This is a genomic window from Peribacillus sp. TH27, assembly GCF_016650915.1.
GTDB lineage: Bacteria > Bacillota > Bacilli > Bacillales > DSM-1321 > Peribacillus > Peribacillus butanolivorans.
Genome location: NZ_JAEKEV010000002.1, coordinates 4071236 through 4092878, shown reverse-complemented (window position 1 = coordinate 4092878; position 21643 = coordinate 4071236). Strand labels below are relative to the sequence as shown.

The 21643-nt window shown below is 37.3% G+C and carries 19 protein-coding genes and 1 pseudogene; 6 read left to right on the top strand and 14 right to left on the bottom strand.

Annotation, left to right across the window (positions count from 1 at the left end; genetic code table 11):
- The first annotated feature begins 64 nt into the window (after positions 1–64).
- From JFU24_RS21105 to JFU24_RS30830, 3 genes are read left to right on the top strand one after another with little or no spacing between them, the layout of a single operon-like run.
- Positions 65–1678 (top strand): amidohydrolase, encoded by a 1614-nt coding sequence (locus JFU24_RS21105; RefSeq protein ID WP_201250405.1) that lies wholly within the window; start codon positions 65–67, stop codon positions 1676–1678.
- On the top strand, positions 1675–2520 hold the full coding sequence (locus JFU24_RS21100; protein ID WP_056529917.1) for a carbon-nitrogen hydrolase: 846 nt from the start codon (positions 1675–1677) through the stop codon (positions 2518–2520). Before JFU24_RS21105 ends, JFU24_RS21100 begins: the two co-directional genes overlap by 4 nt.
- A gap of 13 nt (positions 2521–2533) precedes the next feature.
- On the top strand, positions 2534–2665 hold the full coding sequence (locus JFU24_RS30830) for a hypothetical protein (RefSeq protein WP_274608143.1): 132 nt from the start codon (positions 2534–2536) through the stop codon (positions 2663–2665).
- Positions 2666–3075: 410 nt separating this feature from the next.
- Here JFU24_RS30830 and JFU24_RS21095 read toward each other — a convergent pair whose 3' ends face one another.
- From JFU24_RS21095 to JFU24_RS21080, 4 genes are all read right to left on the bottom strand, one after another.
- The gene (locus JFU24_RS21095) at positions 3076–3696 is read right to left on the bottom strand and encodes a hypothetical protein (RefSeq protein WP_201186666.1); all 621 of its coding nucleotides are present in this window, start codon (positions 3694–3696) and stop codon (positions 3076–3078) included.
- A 511-nt stretch (positions 3697–4207) separates the two neighbouring features.
- The gene (locus JFU24_RS21090; RefSeq protein WP_201186667.1) at positions 4208–5068 is read right to left on the bottom strand and encodes a transporter substrate-binding domain-containing protein; all 861 of its coding nucleotides are present in this window, start codon (positions 5066–5068) and stop codon (positions 4208–4210) included.
- A gap of 336 nt (positions 5069–5404) precedes the next feature.
- Complete coding sequence (locus JFU24_RS21085; protein WP_201186668.1) at positions 5405–5668, bottom strand: hypothetical protein; 264 nt, start codon at positions 5666–5668, stop codon at positions 5405–5407.
- A 45-nt stretch (positions 5669–5713) separates the two neighbouring features.
- Positions 5714–6907 (bottom strand): oxalate decarboxylase family bicupin, encoded by a 1194-nt coding sequence (locus tag JFU24_RS21080; protein WP_201250404.1) that lies wholly within the window; start codon positions 6905–6907, stop codon positions 5714–5716.
- Between the two features lie 921 nt (positions 6908–7828).
- Between JFU24_RS21080 and JFU24_RS21075 the strand changes: the two genes are divergently transcribed.
- Positions 7829–8278 (top strand): AraC family transcriptional regulator, encoded by a 450-nt coding sequence (locus tag JFU24_RS21075; RefSeq protein ID WP_201250403.1) that lies wholly within the window; start codon positions 7829–7831, stop codon positions 8276–8278.
- A 73-nt stretch (positions 8279–8351) separates the two neighbouring features.
- Here JFU24_RS21075 and JFU24_RS21070 read toward each other — a convergent pair whose 3' ends face one another.
- From JFU24_RS21070 to JFU24_RS21060, 3 genes are all read right to left on the bottom strand, one after another.
- Complete coding sequence (locus JFU24_RS21070; RefSeq protein ID WP_201223059.1) at positions 8352–8816, bottom strand: DUF3291 domain-containing protein; 465 nt, start codon at positions 8814–8816, stop codon at positions 8352–8354.
- A gap of 165 nt (positions 8817–8981) precedes the next feature.
- Complete coding sequence (locus tag JFU24_RS21065) at positions 8982–9737, bottom strand: AAA family ATPase (RefSeq protein WP_201250402.1); 756 nt, start codon at positions 9735–9737, stop codon at positions 8982–8984.
- 316 nt (positions 9738–10053) lie between these two features.
- Entirely contained in the window at positions 10054–11418 is a 1365-nt protein-coding gene (locus tag JFU24_RS21060; RefSeq protein ID WP_201186672.1) for an aminotransferase-like domain-containing protein, read from the bottom strand.
- 173 nt (positions 11419–11591) lie between these two features.
- Here JFU24_RS21060 and blaOXA point away from each other — a divergent pair, with 173 nt between their 5' ends.
- Positions 11592–12386, top strand: a complete 795-nt coding sequence (gene blaOXA, locus JFU24_RS21055) for a class D beta-lactamase (protein WP_201186673.1) — start codon at positions 11592–11594, stop codon at positions 12384–12386.
- A 370-nt stretch (positions 12387–12756) separates the two neighbouring features.
- Here blaOXA and JFU24_RS21050 read toward each other — a convergent pair.
- The 4 genes and pseudogenes from JFU24_RS21050 to JFU24_RS21035 form a co-directional block, all read right to left on the bottom strand.
- Positions 12757–13328 (bottom strand): annotated as a pseudogene (locus JFU24_RS21050) (response regulator).
- A gap of 84 nt (positions 13329–13412) precedes the next feature.
- The gene (locus JFU24_RS21045; RefSeq protein ID WP_053347681.1) at positions 13413–14444 is read right to left on the bottom strand and encodes a fatty acid desaturase; all 1032 of its coding nucleotides are present in this window, start codon (positions 14442–14444) and stop codon (positions 13413–13415) included.
- A 405-nt stretch (positions 14445–14849) separates the two neighbouring features.
- Complete coding sequence (aspA, locus tag JFU24_RS21040; protein ID WP_053348174.1) at positions 14850–16280, bottom strand: aspartate ammonia-lyase; 1431 nt, start codon at positions 16278–16280, stop codon at positions 14850–14852.
- 20 nt (positions 16281–16300) lie between these two features.
- On the bottom strand, positions 16301–17290 hold the full coding sequence (locus tag JFU24_RS21035) for an asparaginase (protein WP_053347682.1): 990 nt from the start codon (positions 17288–17290) through the stop codon (positions 16301–16303).
- A gap of 219 nt (positions 17291–17509) precedes the next feature.
- On the opposite strand from JFU24_RS21035, the gene JFU24_RS21030 reads away from it, so the two are divergent.
- Positions 17510–17908, top strand: a complete 399-nt coding sequence (locus JFU24_RS21030; protein ID WP_201186675.1) for a helix-turn-helix domain-containing protein — start codon at positions 17510–17512, stop codon at positions 17906–17908.
- An 895-nt stretch (positions 17909–18803) separates the two neighbouring features.
- On the opposite strand, the gene JFU24_RS21025 is transcribed toward JFU24_RS21030, so the two are convergent.
- From JFU24_RS21025 to JFU24_RS21015, 3 genes are read right to left on the bottom strand one after another with little or no spacing between them, the layout of a single operon-like run.
- Positions 18804–19595: an ABC transporter ATP-binding protein gene (locus JFU24_RS21025; RefSeq protein WP_057214114.1), complete on the bottom strand. Its 792-nt coding sequence runs from the start codon at positions 19593–19595 to the stop codon at positions 18804–18806.
- A 15-nt stretch (positions 19596–19610) separates the two neighbouring features.
- A complete protein-coding gene (locus JFU24_RS21020) occupies positions 19611–20624 on the bottom strand; it encodes a FecCD family ABC transporter permease (protein ID WP_201223053.1) in 1014 nt (337 codons plus the stop codon).
- Complete coding sequence (locus tag JFU24_RS21015) at positions 20621–21625, bottom strand: FecCD family ABC transporter permease (protein ID WP_201186677.1); 1005 nt, start codon at positions 21623–21625, stop codon at positions 20621–20623. The genes JFU24_RS21020 and JFU24_RS21015 overlap by 4 nt, the downstream gene beginning before the upstream one ends.
- Positions 21626–21643 lie beyond the last annotated feature (18 nt).

Sequence of the window (21643 nt, the reverse complement as noted above, 5' to 3'; positions counted from 1 at the left end):
GCACTTTTTAAATAAAACAAGTGGCATGCGAAAATAAGATTTTACTCTATAAGGAGAGGTTACAATGCCGATCATAGCAGATATTGTTATTAGTGGGAATGCAGTTTTAACTGGGTCAACAGACTCTCCCGTTCCAGCGTCTATATTAATCAAGGAAAATAAAATTATAGATGTTTTAGAATTAGGTTGTTTTGCTGAATATGTAGATAGTCAGACGAAGATTTACCATTTTGGTGATCAACTGATTATGCCGGGTTTCCATGACTTCCATATCCATTTGTTGTTAGGAGGTTTATTGAATGATAGCGTTCGGCTCAATTCAGCGAAATCGGCAAAAGATGCCGCTGAGATGGTTAAAGCATACGCAGACACCAAAATAGATGACCCCTTTGTCATAGGGTGTAGCTGGGAACAAAGCCTTTGGGAGGATGGGCAGCCGCATCGATCCTTCTTGGACGAAGTAATTTCGGACAGACCTGTACTGTTATATCAGGCTGAATTTCATAGTGCATGGGTGAATTCCAAAGCGTTGGAATTGGCAGGAATCGATAAAAATACGAAAAATCCTCCATACGGCGAGATTGTTAGGGATGAAAATGGGGAGCCTACAGGATTATTACTTGAGCACGCTGTAGGTTTTGTCACGAAAGCATTACCTATTAATCTTGAAATGCAAGAGAAGTTACTCAATAATTTTTTACGTGAAGCAGCTAAATACGGAGTTACTTCTGTTCATGATTTATTAAGGATCCCAGAAATGGGTGTGGAAGAAGCTGAATTGTATGGTGAATATGAAAAACAAGGTAAGTTAACTGCAAGAATTCATTTTGTTGCTCCCTTAAACGGAGATTTGGGACTGGCAAAAAGTTTACGTGAGAAATATACATCCAATTTGGTTCAATTCTGTGGCTTCAAGCAGTTTGTCGATGGAGTCACCACCAGTCATACTGCCTATTTGCTAGATGAATATGCAAACAATCCAACGACAAAGGGGAATACAGTTTTTCCTGAGGAGACGATTAAAAATTGGACAGTAGAAGCTGATGAAGAAGGATTTCGGGTTCGCTTCCATTGTATTGGGGATGGAGCGGTTAAATTAGCTTTGGATTCTTTTGAAGCAGCACAGCGGAAAAATGGGGTGAGAGATTCCCGTCATGTAATAGAGCATGTAGAAATGATTCATCCTGATGACATTGAAAGGTTTAACAAACTAGGAGTACTTGCCTCTGTTCAGCCAGAACATATCAACGTTTCACAAAGGGAGGTGTACGAGGACTTAATCGGGCAAGAGCGAATGAAATATACCTTTTTACTAAAAACGATGATAGATAATGGCACAAATGTTGTATTTGGCACCGACTATCCAGTTGTAAAGTTGGAACCGTTGTCAGGGATTTATCGTGCTGTTACAAGGCTAGATGATGAAGGTGTAACATGGGATGAAAAGGAACGAATTTCATTAAAGGATGCGCTACTTGCTTATACTGCGGCTCCGGCATATGGGTCTTTCCGTGAAAAAGAACTAGGAACAATTGAGGCTGGAAAACTTGCAGATATTATTGTCCTTGACCGTAACTTATTTGATGTCCCATATGAGGAAATCAAAAATGCAAATGTTGTTTTTACCATGGTAGACGGTAGGGTTGTCCATGAAATTGTTGGGGAGGTATCCATATGAGCAAAGTGAAGATAGGATTAATTCAATTGACTTGTGATGAACGAATTGAAGTGAATGTAGAAAAAACAAAAGTGAAGGTCAGAGAAGCTGCAGCTCAAGGAGCAAAGGTTATTTGTTTACAGGAACTCTATCATTCTGAATACTTTGCTCAAACAGTTTCTGTAGAGAATTATCAATTAGCAATCCCTTTAGACCACGTAGCTATAAAGGAGATGCAGGAACTTTCCAAAGAGCTAGGAATCGTGTTAATCGTTCCTTTCTATGAATGGGTAGCAAAAGGGATTTATTTTAATAGTGCGGCAGTTTTTGATGAAAATGGACAACATTTAGGCACAACACGGAAAAACCATATCCCAGACGGGCCTCAATACCATGAAAAATATTACTTTACGCAAGGAAATACAGGGTATCCAGTGTACGATACGAAATTTGGGAAGATTGGAATCGGCATCTGCTGGGACGAGTGGTTTCCGGAGGTAGCCCGTATTTTGACATTGAAGGGAGCAGATATACTATTCTATCCCTCCGCAATTGGTTCGGAGCCGGATCATCCAGAGCTATCCACTAGAAGAACCTGGACCAAAGCCATCTCTTCACACGGCATTCACAATGGAGTATTTGTAGCTGCGGTTAACCGAGTCGGCCAAGAAAAAGATATGAGATTCTATGGTGGAAGTTTCATAAGCAATCCAATGGGGGATATTGTCCAATCATTAGATGAAGAGGAAGGAATCCTGGTCCAGGAAATTAATATAAAAGAAATCGAGTTTGCAAGAAATCTCCTACAATTTTTAAGGGATCGACGAACGGATACATACGGGCCGATTTTGGAACAATGTTAGGGGTACCTGTCCTATGTATAAGTACGTACTAATCATTTATAATTTTCTATTAGAAAATGTTGAATCCAATAAAACACTAATTGGTAACTCTTTTGAAGTTAGCTCAAATAAACCGAATAAACGTTATGTAGATACAAGAGCATAATGCAACTCTTGCTATATTTCGTTCGGATTATGTATATGAGGAAACAAATAATAATCACGGATTGGGGTCCTACCAATTTATTGAATTAAAAAAATAACATAATAAACTGAAGGGACTGCCTTATTTTATATAAGACAGTCCCTCTTCCTTTAAGTCAATCTTTCGTCATCCTTGCTTTTGATAATGACTTCATATGGATCGTCCTTCACCTTTTCTCAAATTTCATCTGTCATGATAAACTCTTCAATCATCGTGTTTAGTTTGCCTGCCAATTCAGTGGCTTTTGGTATGGCGCTAGGAAGTTTTATTCACGCCTTCCCAATTAGCTGTATAAGAAAATTACTCTGCATTTCACTTTTTTGTACAATAGACGCACTTTTTCGAAGTAAAGTCCGGACTCACTATTTAGGTTATAATTGCGGGACGATACCTAGCAATTTTTTAGCCTTTAGCCATATCGTCAATGCAGTTGTCCAAAGGATTAGTGCGGAGCCGAAGCCGATTATCGATAACGGTGCAATGATTTGATGCTCAAACAGCGTGACACTCTCAGGCACAACCAGTAATGTAATAATCGCAAGTAAACAGAGGAGTAATCCGGTAACATAGTAGATTCTTAATTGAAAAAGATGCGCCAAAGGTAAAAAATGAATACCCACAATTAAGGCGATAATTGCCGGTATTAGATCAGTAAAATTAGTTGCGTTACAGATGGCAATTGCAATCCCGATTGCCAAACCTTCCGCAATGAAGGTTATGTTAAACCAAAACCTTATACGCTTCCAGCGCCTGGCCTCTTCTTGTGAGACCTGATTAGATAATCGTTTTGATGCTCGTATTAATGAAATCCCACCAATAATCAACGTAATACCTACGAAAACAGCAACTAACTCCACGTAAGGAAATCCCCAACCTTGCAATCCCATTACACCTGTGCCTGCCCAAAGCGTACCGAAAAACGCCATGAATAGTAAACCACTTGCAGATCCGCGAACAGCAGCTCTAGAAATGATTCTTGAAGTTTGTACCATGAATAAAGGTTTCCTTTCATCTTAAGTATTTGATCATTACACCTTTCATTGGCGAAAAAAAACTATATCCCTTTTTCATTATATTCGGGCGTGTAAATTACTGAACTATTCACCCACATTTGCTCTTCAAGAAAAAAGCGACACTTCGTTATTGAAGTATCGCAACAGTTCGTTTAAGAAGAATTAGTTTAGAATAAATTCAGTTATCTTTTCCTGCGAAGCACCTTTATTATAAGTCCAAATAAAACTATACCAGATAAAGAACCCACAGTGTATGACCAAGAGGAGTAATCAAAGATATTATAAAACATGTGTTTCTTGTTTATCAATCCTGCCTTGCATACAAAAAAAGTTGCCTTAGCAACCTCCCTTATTTAGTAAAGCACCCGTTAGTGAAACAAGAAAAAGGCGAAGTAATTTACTCTTCTGATTTTATTTTTACAAAAAAAAGCTTCCCTAGAAACTGACACGGCAGTATTAAGGGTAGCTTTTTAAGGAGCATATCTATATTCTATTCCATCCACTTTTTGTAGAGGTCGTCAAATTTTCCCTGGAGCTTCATTTCATCCATCCACATTTCCAAGTAGCTTGCATAAATGAAATCACCTCGTGGGATCATATAACCTTTTTCACTGTTTGTGAAAGGCTTGTCAGTTAGAGCCGCATACAGTCTGGGATCAGCTTTAGCATACAGCATTGCTTCTACTGTGTCTGTGATCATAACATCATACGTACCTTCTGCAACAAGATGAGGGATATCAAGATTGTTTTCTACAACAGTTACGTTAGCATTGCTTAGATACTGACGAACAAATGCTTCGTTTGTTCCGCCTGGATTTACGCCAATGCGTACAGAAGGCTTGTTGATATCTTCAATGGTAAGATAATTGTCTTTATCTTTCTTGCGAATCAAAGGCACCTTACCGAATGAAAGGTAACCTTGGGATACATAAGCGCTTTTTTGTCTGGCTGTGTTGCGAGTCACACCGCCCACAGCGATATCAAATTTGTCCGCTTGTAGGTCTTTCATCATCGTTGGCCATGTGGTAGCGACAAATTCTACCTCCACACCGAGGTCTTTGCCAAGCTCTTTGGCAGCGTCCACGTCAAAGCCTTCATACTCATTTGTTTCTGGGTTCAAATAGGTAAAAGGTTTGTAGTCCCCGGTCATTCCTACCCGAATGTATCCTCGTTCGATTATTTCATCAAGCTGGGAAGTCTCAACATTTTTCAAATGCCCTGGTGCATTTTCTGATGCGGGTTTAGCCGATACGATTTGCGAGGAGATCAGGTCGTGACCGACGTACCCTGTACCTAGCAAGGATAAGCTGATCACTCCAGCCATTAGTGTTTTTTTCCAATCTTTAAACATGTGATTCCCCCTCCATTTTTTGCTATATTTTTAGAAATAATCTACCAATTATTAAAATACGACAACATCAATGAATCACCTTCAAAACAAATAAAAATGCCACTTTTTTATATTTAGGTTAGATTAGCGTAACAGTTGATATTAAAAGGACTACACATATTAGACATATCTAAAATGTGTAGTCCTAATTTAATTTCTTGTTGAACTAACGCACCCGTTAGTTTAAGTTCAAAGTTTCACAAAAACTTAATAAAGAAAGGTCCTTCAAGATAATTCTCATAGGACTCCTTAAGAACAAACTTTTTAAAAGAATTTTTTCATACTTTCCAACTAATTTTAAAAAGCATCCATGGAATTTCGATAAACCACCCCTGGTTGACAATAGTTCGATGGTTGGAGGAAATAATTCTTCCCCACTGCAACCTCATAGAAAATTAATTGGTCAGATAGAACTCTAAATGTTTTTTTATATAAGTTGGTAACAGCCTCATCACTTAGGTAAGTTTCTATCAATTCTTTTTCGCCATTAATCGCTTCCCCTCTTGCTTTTATAACAGCTTGTGTAATCTCAGTTGCATGGTCGTAAATTGTCTTGTACATAGTAATCACCTCCACAACTATATGGATAAGCAAATCTACTCTTATCTACCTGTTTTTTGGATAGTAGGAAAACCCGGGATATTTCACAACTGGCCATTTCTCCTTGCGTAGAAAATCGAGCAATTCTGATCCAACATTTAAGTTGCTTTGAACTAATTCTTTAGGAGTCAGTGCCATCCATTGATTCAGCGACACATCTTCAAAGCGGTCGCTTTTGAACATCTCTAAAAACCATAATGTTTCTGTACCCGTGTTTTGAATATAGTGTCCAGTAGCAAAGGGTACATATCCGACATCACCAGCTCTATAATCAAATGTACGTGCTGCACCGTTTCCAGTAAATACAGTCATTCGCCCTTGTCCGGTAAGGTAATACTGCCACTCGTCGTTATTGGGATGCCAATGAAGTTCTCTCATTGCACCCGGTTCAATCTCAACGAGTGCTGCTGCGATTGTTTTTGAAATTGGAAAGTTGGAAGAATCCACAATTCGTACACTACCACCAGGCGTTTTGATTGGTGTTTGTTTCAACAGCTCGTGCTTAAAGGTAAAAGGGACTTCACCGTAGGGTGACTGGACTTCTTGACTTTCCAGTGAACCTGGTTCCTCCCCCTGATAGATATATACCTGTTCAGAAGGAATGGAGTTAAACACACTCTCTGGTACTCCAAAATTGGCCGACAAAACATCTTTTGGAGTATGTGCAAACCAGTCGGAGATGGATAAGGTTGAAAGATCGGAAAAGTTTCCGTCATCGAAGACGAGCAGAAATTCGCAATGTTCCAACCCTTGAATCGAATGTGGGATACCTGGGGGAAAGTACCAAAGGTCACCAGGCCCCACGTCGGCAATAAAATTTCGTCCATGTTGGTCAACCGAGGTTATACGTGCCCGTCCCAACAGCATATAAGACCATTCTGCCTGTTTATGCCAATGGAGTTCACGTACTCCGCCGGCCGTTAAGCTCATATTTACTCCAGCAAGAGTAGTCGCTATCGGAAGTTCCCTGGCGGTGATCTCCCGTGACCATCCCCCGTGATTTAATGTCATAGAAGTGTCTGAGAATGAGAATTTCAAGTTAGGAACTAAGCCTGCATCTGTAATAGGTGGGACGAGCATATTCGGATTTTGAATATCTCGCATAATATTACGCGGGCCAGAGTCAATCCCTCCAGCTCCATCACTTCGGATAGGTTGAGGCACGTTCCCACCCAATTGATTAATAGTTCGTTTATCCATCATTACACTCCTCGTTTATGGGATTATTAAGGGAAAATTCTTTTTCATAGTGTATGACTTGGGCTTCAAATGGTTACTGTGCCTATTAATAAAAAATACAGGGGCATCCCTTAATGAAGAAATGCTCCCTTAGTTTAAAATTAATATTAGAAACCACTTCTAAAATTTTTGTTGTTCAACTAAACTGCTAGTTACTTGAATAAGAAAAGGGCTCTACTTCTAATTAAAGTAAAGCACCCGTTCATTTAAGAAGAAAACTAAAAGAACAATTGCCCCAGTAACCCTATAAACAAGATTGATAATATAAAAGTTGGTATTGAAATTAATATCTTATTTCGCAACCTAATATTCTCGAATTGTCTATATATCTTACTTACTACTCGGTAAACGATGATTATGATAGGTAAGCTTATACATATTGCTATTAAATCAACAGAAGTAAATGGTTTACCTATGTATTTATCAAGAGGAATGTTGATAACAGAAAGTGCTGAAAATAAGATGAATTGATAAATACAAAATCTTACATAATTCAAAGTTGATTACCCCTATTCGATGGCTATTAATATATCCTTTAAAGGATACTTTTACATTTAGTATATTTAATCAGGAAATTTTTTTCTCCCCCTTATTCAACTAAACTGCCCCGATATTTGCATAAAGAAAAAGTCGCCTTAAAGACAGCTCCGATCTTAAGCTAACGCACCCGTTAGTTCATTAAGAAAAGCGATCCTTATTAAAGAATCGCGCCCGATTATTGAAGATTGATAGTGATGTAAAGCACCCTTTAGCCGAAGAAACAAAACTATTATTTAACAATTTTTTCAAAAAAATTTAAAAAATAAAATGTATATATTTTTAAAGCATGCTACATTCAAAATGTATCAAACAAATATAAACAAAGAAAGGAAGAAAGAATTTATGAAATTTAAAGTCAAAACACTTCCAAACTATCGTATCGCTTATGTGCAACGAGTTGGTCCATATGGTCCTGAAAATATTGAAGTAATGGAGAAGTTAAAAGTATGGGCTAGGGAGAAAAATCTTCTTAAATCGGCAATCCTACTTGCAATTCCACAAGATAACCCTGAGACAACACTTCCTGAAAACTGTAGGTTTGATGCTTGTATTGTGATTTCAAAGGATTCTCAAATGGATGATTCAATTTGCGAAAGTGAACTTTCTGGTGGAAAATACCTTATTTACGAAATCAAACATACAGCAGAAGATATTCAAAAAGCATATGCTGAAATTTTTCCATCTATACAAAGCTCTGGATATCAAATTGATAACAAACCCATCTTGGAAAGATACACTGGTGATATGATTAATAACCCTTATTGCGAAATATGCGTACCAGTAAAACCTTAATAGTTGATTAGCTTTTTTCTAGTTTGATAACTTTATCAATGGATAATTTCCCAATTAATAAAGGGTAACCCTGCTACTTAATCAAGAACGTCTCTCCTTTTTCATCAAATGCATGCTTAAAATCAAATGCAAAAGGAGTGGGACCATGCTGAATATAATAGTTATATCTCTTGAATGCCTCCTCCCATGAGACATCCGTCTCCTTTTCTGTCCACCAAACTACATAAGAAAGGTGTTTCTCTGGATATGGCTCGATCCATCTGCTTCTATCTCGTAATGCTTGCATATGCTGTCCTGAATAGGTAAAGCGATATAAGGATTGAAGGCTTCTCCATACAGTTAGTGTGAGAATAGGAGAACCCTTTCCCTTTACGGTTTCGTCTGGGAAAGGGACTCCTTCAGGTGAAAACGCCTCTATAAGTCCTGATTTAGTTGCCTGACGATATACTTCATTTCCCACTTGAAAAAATTCACGAGAGGCAGGGTGGTCATAGGGGTGGTTTAGCCTACCAACAGTATAGATTGAAACTAATGCCATAAATAGCCCTCCATCTATAGTCTTTTCCTAGATATATTCAAGTGAAAATGTGAAAATTCCTTCTTCAGCTAACCTACCCCTTTAGTTGCATAAGAAAGAGGTCACCTCAGCAACCTCCCTTATTGTAGTAATGCACCCGTTAGTAGAAGAACAATTGAGCTACACTTATTGGAATAGATGATGAAGCAACCGATCTTTATCTTCAAAAAACTGTTTCATTAATAAATAGTGATTGGACTCCTCTAAAGTTACTTCACTCAATCCACCCTCTTTTATTTCAATAATTTTAGCATCTGGATAGGCCATAATTATCGGAGAATGGGTGGAAATGATAAACTGGGACCCCTGATTAACAAGTTCATTTATTCTGGCTAACATCGATATTTGTCTCAGTGGTGACAAAGCTGCTTCAGGCTCATCGAGGATGTACAGACCATTGCCTTGAAATCGTTCTATAAAGGCTGAAAAAAAAGATTCACCATGAGATTGTTGGTGAAGTGATTTTCCTCCAAAGGAATCTATAATTTTTCGACCACTCGATGGCGCCTTGTCTAATTCCTCTATATTTGTAGCTAAATTATAAAAGGTTTCCGCCCTAAAGAAAAAACTATCCTTCGGCTTATATACCCCCTTTTTTAAACGGAGATATTGCTCTAAATTTGAGTGTGAATCATAACTGGAAAAGTTAAAATTTAGAGTTCCACCTTCTGGGTTAAATCCAAATGCAATAGCAATCCCTTCAAGCAAGGTTGACTTCCCCATTCCATTTTCACCTATAATATAAGTAACATTGGGATGAAAAGTTAATTCTTGCATGTGCTTAATTACAGGTAGATTAAGTGGGAAATTTTCATATGAGGAAATTTGATCTCTTTTAAGGTAGGTACCCCTGATAAACTGTGAATCATGATAAAGCTTCATTATTAATCACCTCGTGTCAAATACAATTCTTTAGCTATAACCATATAAACTTCTAGGAACCTTTACGACAAATAAAGCGAGCTTCATATGTATCATTATAATAAAGTATAGCAGATCTATTTACACTATATTCCCTTAATATAAAGTGTAATCTCCCGTTTCTCAGAATTTTATAGAGGTTTAATTTAGCTAGTTATCTTCTATTCTTTAGAGTTATTCTGCTTACTAAGACATGTGCTTCACCATTCCCAGAAACAGATTCTAAATTAGGTTCTTTGAATTAATTAGTTGTCACCTAGTCATATTTTACATAAATTCACATAGACATGTTTCTCTGTTTAAGAAGTTTCCTAATAGATTCGGCAATTTTTTGTACACCAATACTGATAGAATCATCTTCAATTTGAGAAACACTAAGTCGAATAACATTTTCTTTTTTACATTCTGGCATGTACATTTTTCCAACATCGTCCACATACACACTTTCCATCATTAAATGTTCAATGAGATGTTTAGCTTTTAGAGGATAAGGTAATTCAATGGTTGAATAAAAACCCGATAATGAACCGGAAAAAGAAGCAGAAGAAGGCAGATGATCTCTATAGGCTGTTTGTAATAGCCTTCCTTTGTTTCTATACATCTCCCTCATTTTTTTTATATGTGCATGAAACATTCCATTTTTGAAGTAAATTTCTAGAGCACCCTGTGTAAGAACAGGGGTATGTAAATCTGCAGCAAATTTGGCCTGCAAAAATACTTCTTTCATCGAGTCAGGTATGACTGTCAGGCCCAGCCTCAAACCAGGAAGTAATATCTTAGAAAAGCTTTTTGTATAGATAACCCTTCCTGATGTATCATAGGCAAACATCGGGTCCTGCTTCAAATTGAAATCAAGATCTCCCATATAATCATCTTCAACGATATAGACATCATATTGTTGTGCCAATTCCACAATCTTCTTTTTTTCAGCATTCGAATAACTGTAACCAGTTGGGTTATGAAACCTTGAAGTTATGTAAAAGAACTTGATGCTATTCTTTTTAAATATTTGTTCCAAATCATGCAAATCTATCCCAGTTTTCGTTACCTCTATTCCATAAACAACAGCATTCTGATGTTTTAGAGACTCAATGAATCCAGAATGTGTTGGCTGTTCAATGCAAATATTATTCTTTCCATTGGGAAATGGAAGTGGGACAAAAAGATGAAGGGCTTGTTGAGATCCAGTTACAACAAATATTCTTTCGGGTACGGTAAAAACCTGGAGGTCCTGTAAATGCTTCGCTAGCTCTAAACGAAGCGAACGCAATCCTTGAATCTCTGAATAGGAAAACATTTCTTCTTTATATAAATCAATCGCCTGGTTGATGCAATGTTTAAAGTCAAGATATGGCATTGAATGTTTATCGGGACCTGCAGACAAAAAATCTATTTTCTCATTCTCTATGTGACCCTTTTGGCGAAGAGAGTAGTCCTCGACAACATAATAACCACTCTTGGGAACAGAATAGATTAAATGTCTATTCTCCATTTCCTGGTACGCCTTGATCACACTGTTTTTACTGCAAGAGAGCTCGTCCGATAAAGCCCTGATAGAAGGCAGCTTGCTCCCTGTCCCCAATGAACCTTGAGCTAGGCGATGATTAATGACCTCGATAATCTCCTCGTATATCCTCACCATTTTTCCCTTCCCTTCTAATCTGTATGGGCACAGCATAAGAAAAACATCGTTTAGTTTCTCAACGGAAATAAGTATACTTTAGCTATCAAATCTTGTTAACTATTTTTGATTGCAGTAATGAAGGCCTGCATTGCTGCTGATCCATCAATCCATGACTTTAAGGAGAGTGTGAAATGAAAACCCTAAAGGTATTTCTAATGCTTATTGTACTCCAATTTAGTGGTTCAATGAGCAGCATTCAAGTAAGTGCAAACAACCAGAAGGTGAAAGTACTGCAAGTTGGGGAATCGTTCGATGGGGTACAAGGGACAACCGTAATACAAAACATTAAAACTGATAAGGTATATATCTATAACAAAAAGAGAAGTAAAGTGCGCTTTACTCCAGAATCGACTTTTAAAGTGCCAAATGCATTAATCGGCTTACAGACAAAAGCCGTACATGATGAATATGAAGTGAAGCGCTGGGATGGTGTACTTAGGGAATTTGAGGATTGGAACAGGGATCATACCCTGGCTTCAGGCATGAGACATTCAGTGATCTGGTATTATCAAGAAATGGCCCGAGATATTGGTGCAGAGGATATGCAGAAATACGTGAATCGAATCAATTATGGTAACAGGGATATATCCGGTGGGATTGATCATTTCTGGCTTGACAGCAGCATAAAAATATCTGCCCAAGAACAAGCTCGTTTTATGGAGAACCTCGTAGAAGAAAAACTACCCTTTGATAAACAGCATATGAGAACAGTAAAGAGAATCATGATTAATGAAGAAGCAGACTCATATGTTCTCCACGGAAAAACAGGTACACGCCTTTCCGATCTGGGATTAGGCTGGTATGTAGGTTACATCGAAACAGACAAAGGGAAATGGGTCTTTGCAACGAACATTAACGGAAGCGGAAGCAAAGCAAAGACGATTACAGTAGATGTTCTGAAAGAGTTGAAAATTATTAACGAATAAACCTTCACGTATGCTTCTAATTAGATTTTACAATATGAGGAAAAATTAAAAGGAACCGATTGATTCAGGTTCCTTTTAATTTCCTTTATGTTCTGCCTTCTCTTAGACTGATATTCCAACCAAAACAGAAACCTTTTTCATATTACCTAAGCTACAACAATTTTACATAAGTGTATGTATGGCAATGAATGACACATTAAGCAAAGTGTTGGTCAGCATACTTGCGGTTTTTTGAAGGATTTCGACCCGTGACTCTTCTCCTTCAGTCATAAAAAAAACAAAAACTCCTTTCCACAATAGAAAAAGAGTTCAAAAAGAATTTTTAATCTATTACAACATAAATCTCACAAGTAGATTCCTGAGAAGTTGTTTATTTTTGGGTGAAGTTAATAATTTCTAACCGGTTGGTAATTTCATTTTATCTTTGATTGTTGATAAATATTTTCTTACAGTCCCAATTGTGTTACCTTGCTGATTAGAGGGTTCAATTGTGGTTTGAGCATCGGCCAACAGTCCTAACACTCCCATATCCTGTTCATTATTGTTGGAAGCATGATCTATAAGTTCGGGGGAGTAAATTCGCTTTCCATCCATTATACTGCGAATCGAACAGGCTAACTCGTCGCTTGGGCTGTCCTTCAATAAATATCCTCTTACATTAGCTTTTAACGCACGTTGAAAATAACCATTTTTCCTGAAAGTTGTTAAAATAATTACTTTGAAATCAAATGGCTTTAAAGCTTCTGCTGCCTCAAGTCCACTCTTTTCAGGCATTTCTATATCCATGATACAAACATCCGGCTGTAATTGGTGCACAAGTGTAAGTGCCTCTTCTCCATTACGCGCTTGCCCGACAACTTCAATATCATCTTCAAAATTAAGTAGGGAACTCATTGCCTCTAACAGCATTTCCTGATCCTCTGCAATTACAATTCGAATCATTTAAGTTCTCTCCTTACCGGGCAGTTTTATATTAATCAAAGACTCCCCCTATAATCAAGGGGAGTCTGTCCATAAATGGTGCAGTTAAATCTCAGATTTCACTTTAGCAGAAACACTTTTTTCCGCTACATATCTTAAATCTTTGAAGCCAATAAAATTCTTATTTTCCTCATCCCACAGGCGGAAACGGATTGACCGTAAACTTGTAGCAAGAGTAATCGTTGGTACGTTCTTTAAAGGAAGGGTATTATTATGTGCCTCTTCTAGTTTATAGTTAGGTACCCTTGGACTTAAATGGTGCACATGATGGTATCCGATATTACCAGTAAGGAATTGCATCAGTTTTGGAAGCTTATAAAAAGAACTTCCTTCCACTGCTGCTTTTACATATTCCCATTCCTTATCTTCTTCAAAATAAGAATCCTCAAATGTGTGCTGTACGTAAAACAGCCAAATGCCTACTGAACCTGATATTAAGAATATGGAACCTTGTACTAAAAGAACCGACTGCCAACCAACTGCCAAGCAAAGTAATCCTACTAAAACAACGATTAGTACATTCGTCAAATAGGTATTCATTTTTTCCTTCTTTCGAGCACCTTTTCGGTTAAATCTATTTTTAAGAAGGAAAACATAAATTGGACCTATTCCGAACATTACCAATGGATTGCGATAAAAACGATAGGCTAAACGTAGTTTAAGTGGTGCTGCCAAATATTCATCCACCGTAAGTGTCCAAATATCTCCCGTACCTCGCTTATCTAAATTACCACTTGTAGCGTGATGAACAGAATGCTCATGCCCCCACTGATCAAACGGGAATAACGTTAAAACACCCATAGCTGTCCCCACTATTCTATTGATACGGCGGCTTTTAAAAAATGAATGATGGGTACAATCATGAAAAATAATGAAAATTCGTGTCAAGAAGCCAGCAGCTATCACGGCTGGAACTAATGCTAGCCAATAAGAAACGGAAAGGCTTATATATGTTAAGTACCATAAGATAATAAATGGCCCCAACGTATTGATAATCTGCCATATACTTTCCTTTGTGGTTGATTGTTCAAAAGGAGCAACTTGTTTTCTCAAGTTTTTAGTATTTTGTATGGTCATTATTCAAATGCACTTCCTTTTGTTTTTGTTGTTACTTCATATTATAAAGGAAGGAAAATGACATTGTTAGTACCTGGTGTCATGACTAGCATATGACATTTGTCATGTACAAGTTAAATTTATACTACACTTGCCTATGATATTTCCCTAAATTTCTGAACAAAGGACGTAATATCAGAAACATCCTAGTTTCCTTAGCCTTTAATTCTAGGAGTAGTCAATGCGTTTCTATGGGGTCTTGGTAGAATGCTGCCCCCAAAATAGCTTCTAAATCTAAAAAAAGTTAGCCTTCACTAAAGGCTAACTCAAAAGTTCAAATTAAGAATAAAAAAATCAAGAACTATGCCTTTAACCTTTAGGGCATAATAGGCATAGTTCTTCCAATAAAAATTCTATATATTAAAGTTATTCTCGATCGAAAAGAGAAGCACCTGCAATACCAGGCTTTGTCATCTCATAAGGGTTTAGAATTAAATCTAATTCTTCTTCTGTTAACACATCATACTGTAAGCAAAGTTCGCGAACTGATTTGCCTTTTAAAATCGCTTCACGTGCAATACGTGAAACCACTTCGTAACCAAGGTGCGGGTTGACTGCTGTAATCACTCCAACACTTTGTTCGACATAATCTTTTAAATGTTGCTCATTCGCTTCAATACCTTCTAAACAATAATCTGTAAAGACATTGAATGCATTATTCATAATGCTAATTGATTGCAATAAATTGAATACAAGTACAGGCTCCATTACGTTTAATTCTAATTGTCCTGCTTCTGATGCTAAGCAAATCGTATTATCATTCCCAATTACTTGGAAAGCAACTTGATTAATTAATTCTGGCATTACTGGATTTACTTTTCCTGGCATTATTGATGAACCTGGTTGACGTGCCGGAAGCGAGATTTCACCTAACCCAGCTCTTGGCCCTGATGCCATCAAACGTAAATCATTAGCAATTTTAGACATATTCATCATACATACTTTCAATGCAGCTGACACTTCAGTATAGGCATCCGTATTTTGTGTTGCATCTACTAAATGTTCTGCACCTACAAGTGGCAATTCACTAATTTCAGCTAAATAAGTAACAACATTTTCGATATAACGTGGATCTGCATTTAATCCAGTTCCAACAGCTGTTGCTCCCATATTCACTTCATATAAATGCTGACGTGATTGACTAATTCTTTTTATATCTCGCTCTAGCACGCGACTATATGCTTCAAATTCTTGGCCGAGACGAATTGGCACTGCATCTTGAAGATGTGTACGGCCCATTTTGATAACATGATCAAATTGTTTTGCTTTTGCCTTTAAAACTGACGCCATCTTTGTCATTGTTTTTATTAACTGCTCTAATAGTCGTAGTGTTGATAAATGAATAGCAGTTGGAAATACGTCATTGGTTGACTGCGACATGTTAACGTGGCTGTTTGGACTAACTTTTGCATAGTCACCTTTTTCGTGCCCCATTAATTCTAACGCTCTGTTCGCAACGATTTCATTGATATTCATATTCATCGATGTACCCGCGCCACCTTGAATTGGATCAACGATGAAATATTCATGCCATTTTCCATCAATCACTTCATCTGAAGCTTTAACGATAACGCTTCCAATTCCTTCATACAAACGTTTTGTGTCCATATTTGCTAAAGCGGCTGCTTTTTTTATCATGGCTAGTGCACGAATCATTTCTTCATTGACTTTGTAACCGGTAATCGGAAAATTTTCTACAGCGCGCATAGTTTGTATTCCATAATAAACATCTGCTGGTATTTCCTTTTCACCTAGAAAGTCTTTCTCAATTCGGCATGTTCTCTCGTCTATCATCATTTCCCCTGCTCCCCCATGTTTCAAAATGTAATATCTTCTGCAATTGGTGTTTCCATCATTTCCTTCACCTTTTGTGGATCCTGTGTCTTGCCTAATACCCACATCAATTTAGGAACGATGGCTTCTGTATTCATATTTCTGGAACGAATGATTACATTCTGATTTACTTTACGCCCCACTTCGTATATATCCATATCCTCCCCTTCCTCTAAACATTGAGTAGTAATGACAACAGATATTCCACACTCTGCCAATTCATTCAATTTCTCCAAAATGTTTCTTCCGTGAAATGGAATACCGCCGCTTCCATAACTTTCTATTACAATCCCCTGATATTCGTTTTTCAGAAAATCAAAGAATTCTGGCTTAATTCCAGGATGTAACTTTACCAAAGCAACATCTGTACAAAGGGAAGTATCTAATTTAACTTCCTTATTCTTTGATAAATGAACAGACTTATTATACTCTATTTTATCTTTATATATAGTAGCAACATAAGGGTAATTAATACTTTCAAACGAGTCATAGCTTTTCGTTCTCAATTTAATGGCCCTTGTTCCCTGAATGACTCTACCATCAAAAACTACATATACTCCTCCGATCCCTTCACAAGCAAACCGAATTGCGTCCGAGATATTTCTTTTGGCATCTGTTTTTTTAAAGGCAATTGGGATTTGAGACCCTGTAACCACAATTGGTTTCTCTACATCTTGTAACATATATGAGAGCGCAGCTGAAGTGTAGGCCATTGTATCTGTCCCATGGGTGATTACAAAGCCATCGTAATCATGGTAGTGTTCATGGATGGATTTTGCCATTTCAGACCAATATTCCGGTTGCATATTTGTACTATCAATATTCATCAAAGGCTTACTATCAATCTGACAGAGTAAATCTAAACCCGGTAGATGACCTAAAATTTCATCAGCTTTCATCTCTGGAACCAGTCCATTTTTCCCTTCTAACGAAGCAATTGTACCACCAGTCGTGAGAAGCATCAACCTCTTCATAATTATACCTCCTCTATAACTTACCTATACCGGTATTTACAATTACTATAAGTATAACGACAGAAATAAATGCATTTTTCATTAAAATTCGCGTTCCGCGAATGCTATTTGTATTATAATTTTATAAAAGAGGGAAATCAAGCAAAATATTATTCGCTTCGCGTACATTTTATATTATTATAATGGTATAAGAATAAGAAAAAGAAGGAGTACTGGAAAATGATATTAAACAGAATTATCTCATTAAGAAAGAAAAAAAGATGGTCATTGCAATACACCGCTGATCGACTCGGGATTGCCAAGAGTACATATGCAGGTTACGAGTCCGGATATCGTCGTCCATCATTAGAATCTATTAAGTCAATGGCTGATTTATTTGATACTTCGATTGACTACATTCTAGGTAGAGTTGAACATTCAACTTTTCTGCCTAAAGAGATTTCCACAGAGTCCGTTCAATTCATGGAATTAACGGATCCCTTAAATTTGGAGCTGGCTGTCGATGGAATATCTCTTTCTGAAGAGGAAATGATACAATTTATTGCTTTTATTAGAGCTAAGCGAGAATTGGAAAGAAACTGCTATAAACAATATGTGACAAGAGATTCATTGGGCTAAGGCCGTAATGGATTCTTAATCAACCTCAAATTTTTTCAACAAAATAAATAGATATAACCAAAATACAGAATATTCTAATCATAGAAATTCAACTTTAAGTATGATTATATAATCCCATTAACTGAGATTATTTTGTTTTTGCTATCTGTTTATTTTCGCTCCAGAACCACAAAATAATTATTTCCCTAAAAGTTTATCATCAGGAACAGTAGGTGGTTTATTTGAATATTTCAAGCTGAACCACCGTAAACAGTGGTTTTGCTTGAAGAAGCCCCTTTTTGTTGGTTATATTATCAAAAAGATTAGAAAATCTTTGGAATCAAATAGAAATGGTTGCAATCGATGAGCATGATCCTTAAGATCACTTGGTGAGATGCTGCCTTTTGCAAAGGATTCTTTTTGACAAGTTTCTTCTATTGTATGATGATTTTTTAAAGATTCCTTGTCATATTCCCTAGCCAACTTATAAATAGTCTGATCATTTAATGAATTAAGTTATCCACTCTCTATAACAGAACATTACAATTTCTGAATTTCGATTTTCTCCATTTCTTTCTTCCTCTTCTTTGAAACACGTTCACTGCCTGATATCCAAATCCCCATCAAGATTACTGTCCAAATAAACCTAGAAAAATTGCCCCCTTATCATCAAACAGAAAGAACCCATTTTGAAATAGAGCTAATCAAAATAGGTTCTGTACTTACATATAAGATTGTGATTTTTATCCATCTTCTTTTAGAAGTCCCATGAGTCAAACGCGGAAAAGATACCTGGACTTCATTGGTGAAAAAATTTTAAATAATCGTTCGTGTAAACTTCATAAGCTGGCAATTTTATGGAAACTGAGAATCTATGTTTCTAGGGAGTAGATTTTGCACCAGAACCAAAATACTTTTAATTATCTTGAGATAAACCAATTGGAATACAAAGTGGCGTTTGATCAACAGGGTTCTCAATAATACAACAATCTAGTCCAAAGACATCCTTAATCATATCTTTTGTAAACACTGTTTCAGGATGTCCCTCTTTATAGATTTTTCCCTTAACAATGCTAATTAGATGATCAGCATACTGTGCGGCTTGATTTAGATCATGTAAAACCATGACAATCGTACGCCCATAAGTTACATTTAAATCTCGTAGTAATTCTAATATTTCAATTTGGTGTGCTAAATCTAGATACGTTGTCGGTTCATCTAACAGTAAAAGATCCGTATCTTGTACCAAAGCCATTGAAATCCACGCTCTTTGCCTTTGTCCTCCAGATAGTGCATCCAATGTACGATCAGCAAAATCAGTCATTTTTGTTGCAGATAACGCACGGTCTACAATAGCATGATCTTCTGGAGTTTGTCTGGAAAATAAGCCTTTATGTGGATGCCTCCCATAATAGCATAGCTCTTTAACAGTTATATCTTCAGGAGCTTCCGGAGCTTGGGGTAAAATAGCCAATTTCTTTGCAACTTCCTTGGAAGATTGATGATGAATAGCTTTTCCATCTAAATAGATCGTACCTTGTTGCGGTATTAATAATCTAGCTAGAGACCGTAAAATAGTAGATTTGCCACAACCATTAGAACCAATGATAATACTGATCTTACCTTCAGGAATTTCTAAATCGATATTATCCAGGATTTGAGTTGTTCCATAAGAGAGAGAAAGATTCTCTGCCGATAATGTTGTCATAATCTCCCGCCTTCCTTATGCTTTTTTTCGTTCACGACGTAATAGATATAAAAAATATGGCACCCCAATCACAGCTGTGATTATTCCGGCGGGTATTTCTACTGGAGGAAACAGTCCTCTTCCTAGGCTATCAGCAACGAGTAGAAAGATAGAACCAAAGAGAGCTGAAGCAGGAAGTAAAACCTTAAATTTAGATCCTACTACTCTTCGAGCAATATGAGGGGCAATTAAACCAATAAACCCGATGGAACCAACTGCAGCAACACATACTCCAATTAAAATTACAGAAACACTTAGTAATATAAATCGTAGAATTTTTGATCTTTCACCGAGACCTGTAGCTATATCGTCTCCAAGGCTCAGTACATCCAATTTAGAAGTTAATCCAATTAATACCGGGACAAGAATAAGACATGGAAGCAATATAAATACTTGATCCCATCCTCTTCCCCATAGACTACCTGTCAACCACAAGAGTGTCGTATTCACATCATCTGGGAACTTGACCATAAAATACTCAATGCCCGCTTGACATATTGCCCCTAGAGCAATTCCCACCAAAGCTATTGTATTTGGTTGAGCTCCTTTTTTATAAACAAATATCATCAAAATTGCCGCCATGATAGCCGCTCCGATAAAAGCTGAAAGGGGTAGAATGATAATTGGCGATTTTGGAAATAAAACAATTACTATAACCGCTGCCAATCCTGCCCCTTTTGTTACCCCAATCACATCAGGAGAAGCCAATGGATTTCGAAGAACACCTTGCAGAATAGCTCCAGCTGTTGCCAATCCCGCACCTACTATCACAGCAATCAAAATACGAGGTATTCGGTAGTTGTGCAGAATAAACGTCTGACTTTGAATGCCATCTCCTAATAAATTTTGTATAATTTCTAAAGGTGAAATATAAATGGCCCCTAACCCTAGACTCACCATTGATAAAATTAGCGTCGTTACCATCAGCAGAAGGAGAATTGAATAAGGGTACACATTTGGTTTCAACACAAACCTTTGTTTTAGTTTCATTGTTTAATATTCCTGCCTCTCTTCGCTAAGTAAAGGAAGAATGGCGCACCGATTATAGCTGTTACAATTCCTACCGGCGACTCAAAAGGATAGGCGATAAACCGAGCGAGAATATCTGCATAAACTAAGAGTAAAGCGCCGAATAATGCAGAAAAAGGGATGATTCTTCGATAATCTCCCCCCACTAGTCTCCTAACAATATGAGGAATAATCAATCCAATAAAGCCCACTGGGCCTGCGACTGCCACAGAAGATCCTGCCAAGATAATTACCAATATCCCTGCTAAAATGCGGATTCGATACACCCGTTGCCCAAGTCCTTGCGCCATATTTTCTCCTAATACAAGGATAGAAACAGATCGAGAGAACAATACAGCAACAAATAGCCCGGAAAGAGACCATGGAAGAATCATGTTAACATGCGTCCATGTTTTTCCATTAATAGATCCTACTAACCAATAGAGCACATCTTTCGCTTGTTCATTAAAGATAATCATACCTTGCGTTAAAGAAGATAAAAAAAAGTGAACAGCCATTCCGGCCAATGCCAGCTTTACTTGTGTCATTCCTCCTCCCGAAGCAAAAGAATAGACTGCCATTCCTCCCACTGCTGCACCAATAAATGCAATGCAAACTAGAGAGACAGAAGAGAGGTTAGGAAAAAAAACAAAAGATGTCACAATAAAAAATGAGGCACCGGCATTAACACCAAATACTTGTGGAGAAGCTAATGAATTCCGGGTAATAGCCTGCATAAGAGCACCCGCCACCGCTAAATTAGCACCGACTAATGCTCCAACTAAAGCTCGAGGTAAACGAAGAGTCCTTATAATAGTCTGTTCTTTAGACGAGTCCACCTCAAAAAAGGACTTCAAAACCATTGCTACATCTATATCAGCTGCTCCCACAGAAATACTTGTTATAACTCCTAAAATTAACAAAACTATTCCAGCTATAGCCGTACAATACACTTTCATTTTACTTCTAACTACAGTATCCATTGACTATACAACACACTT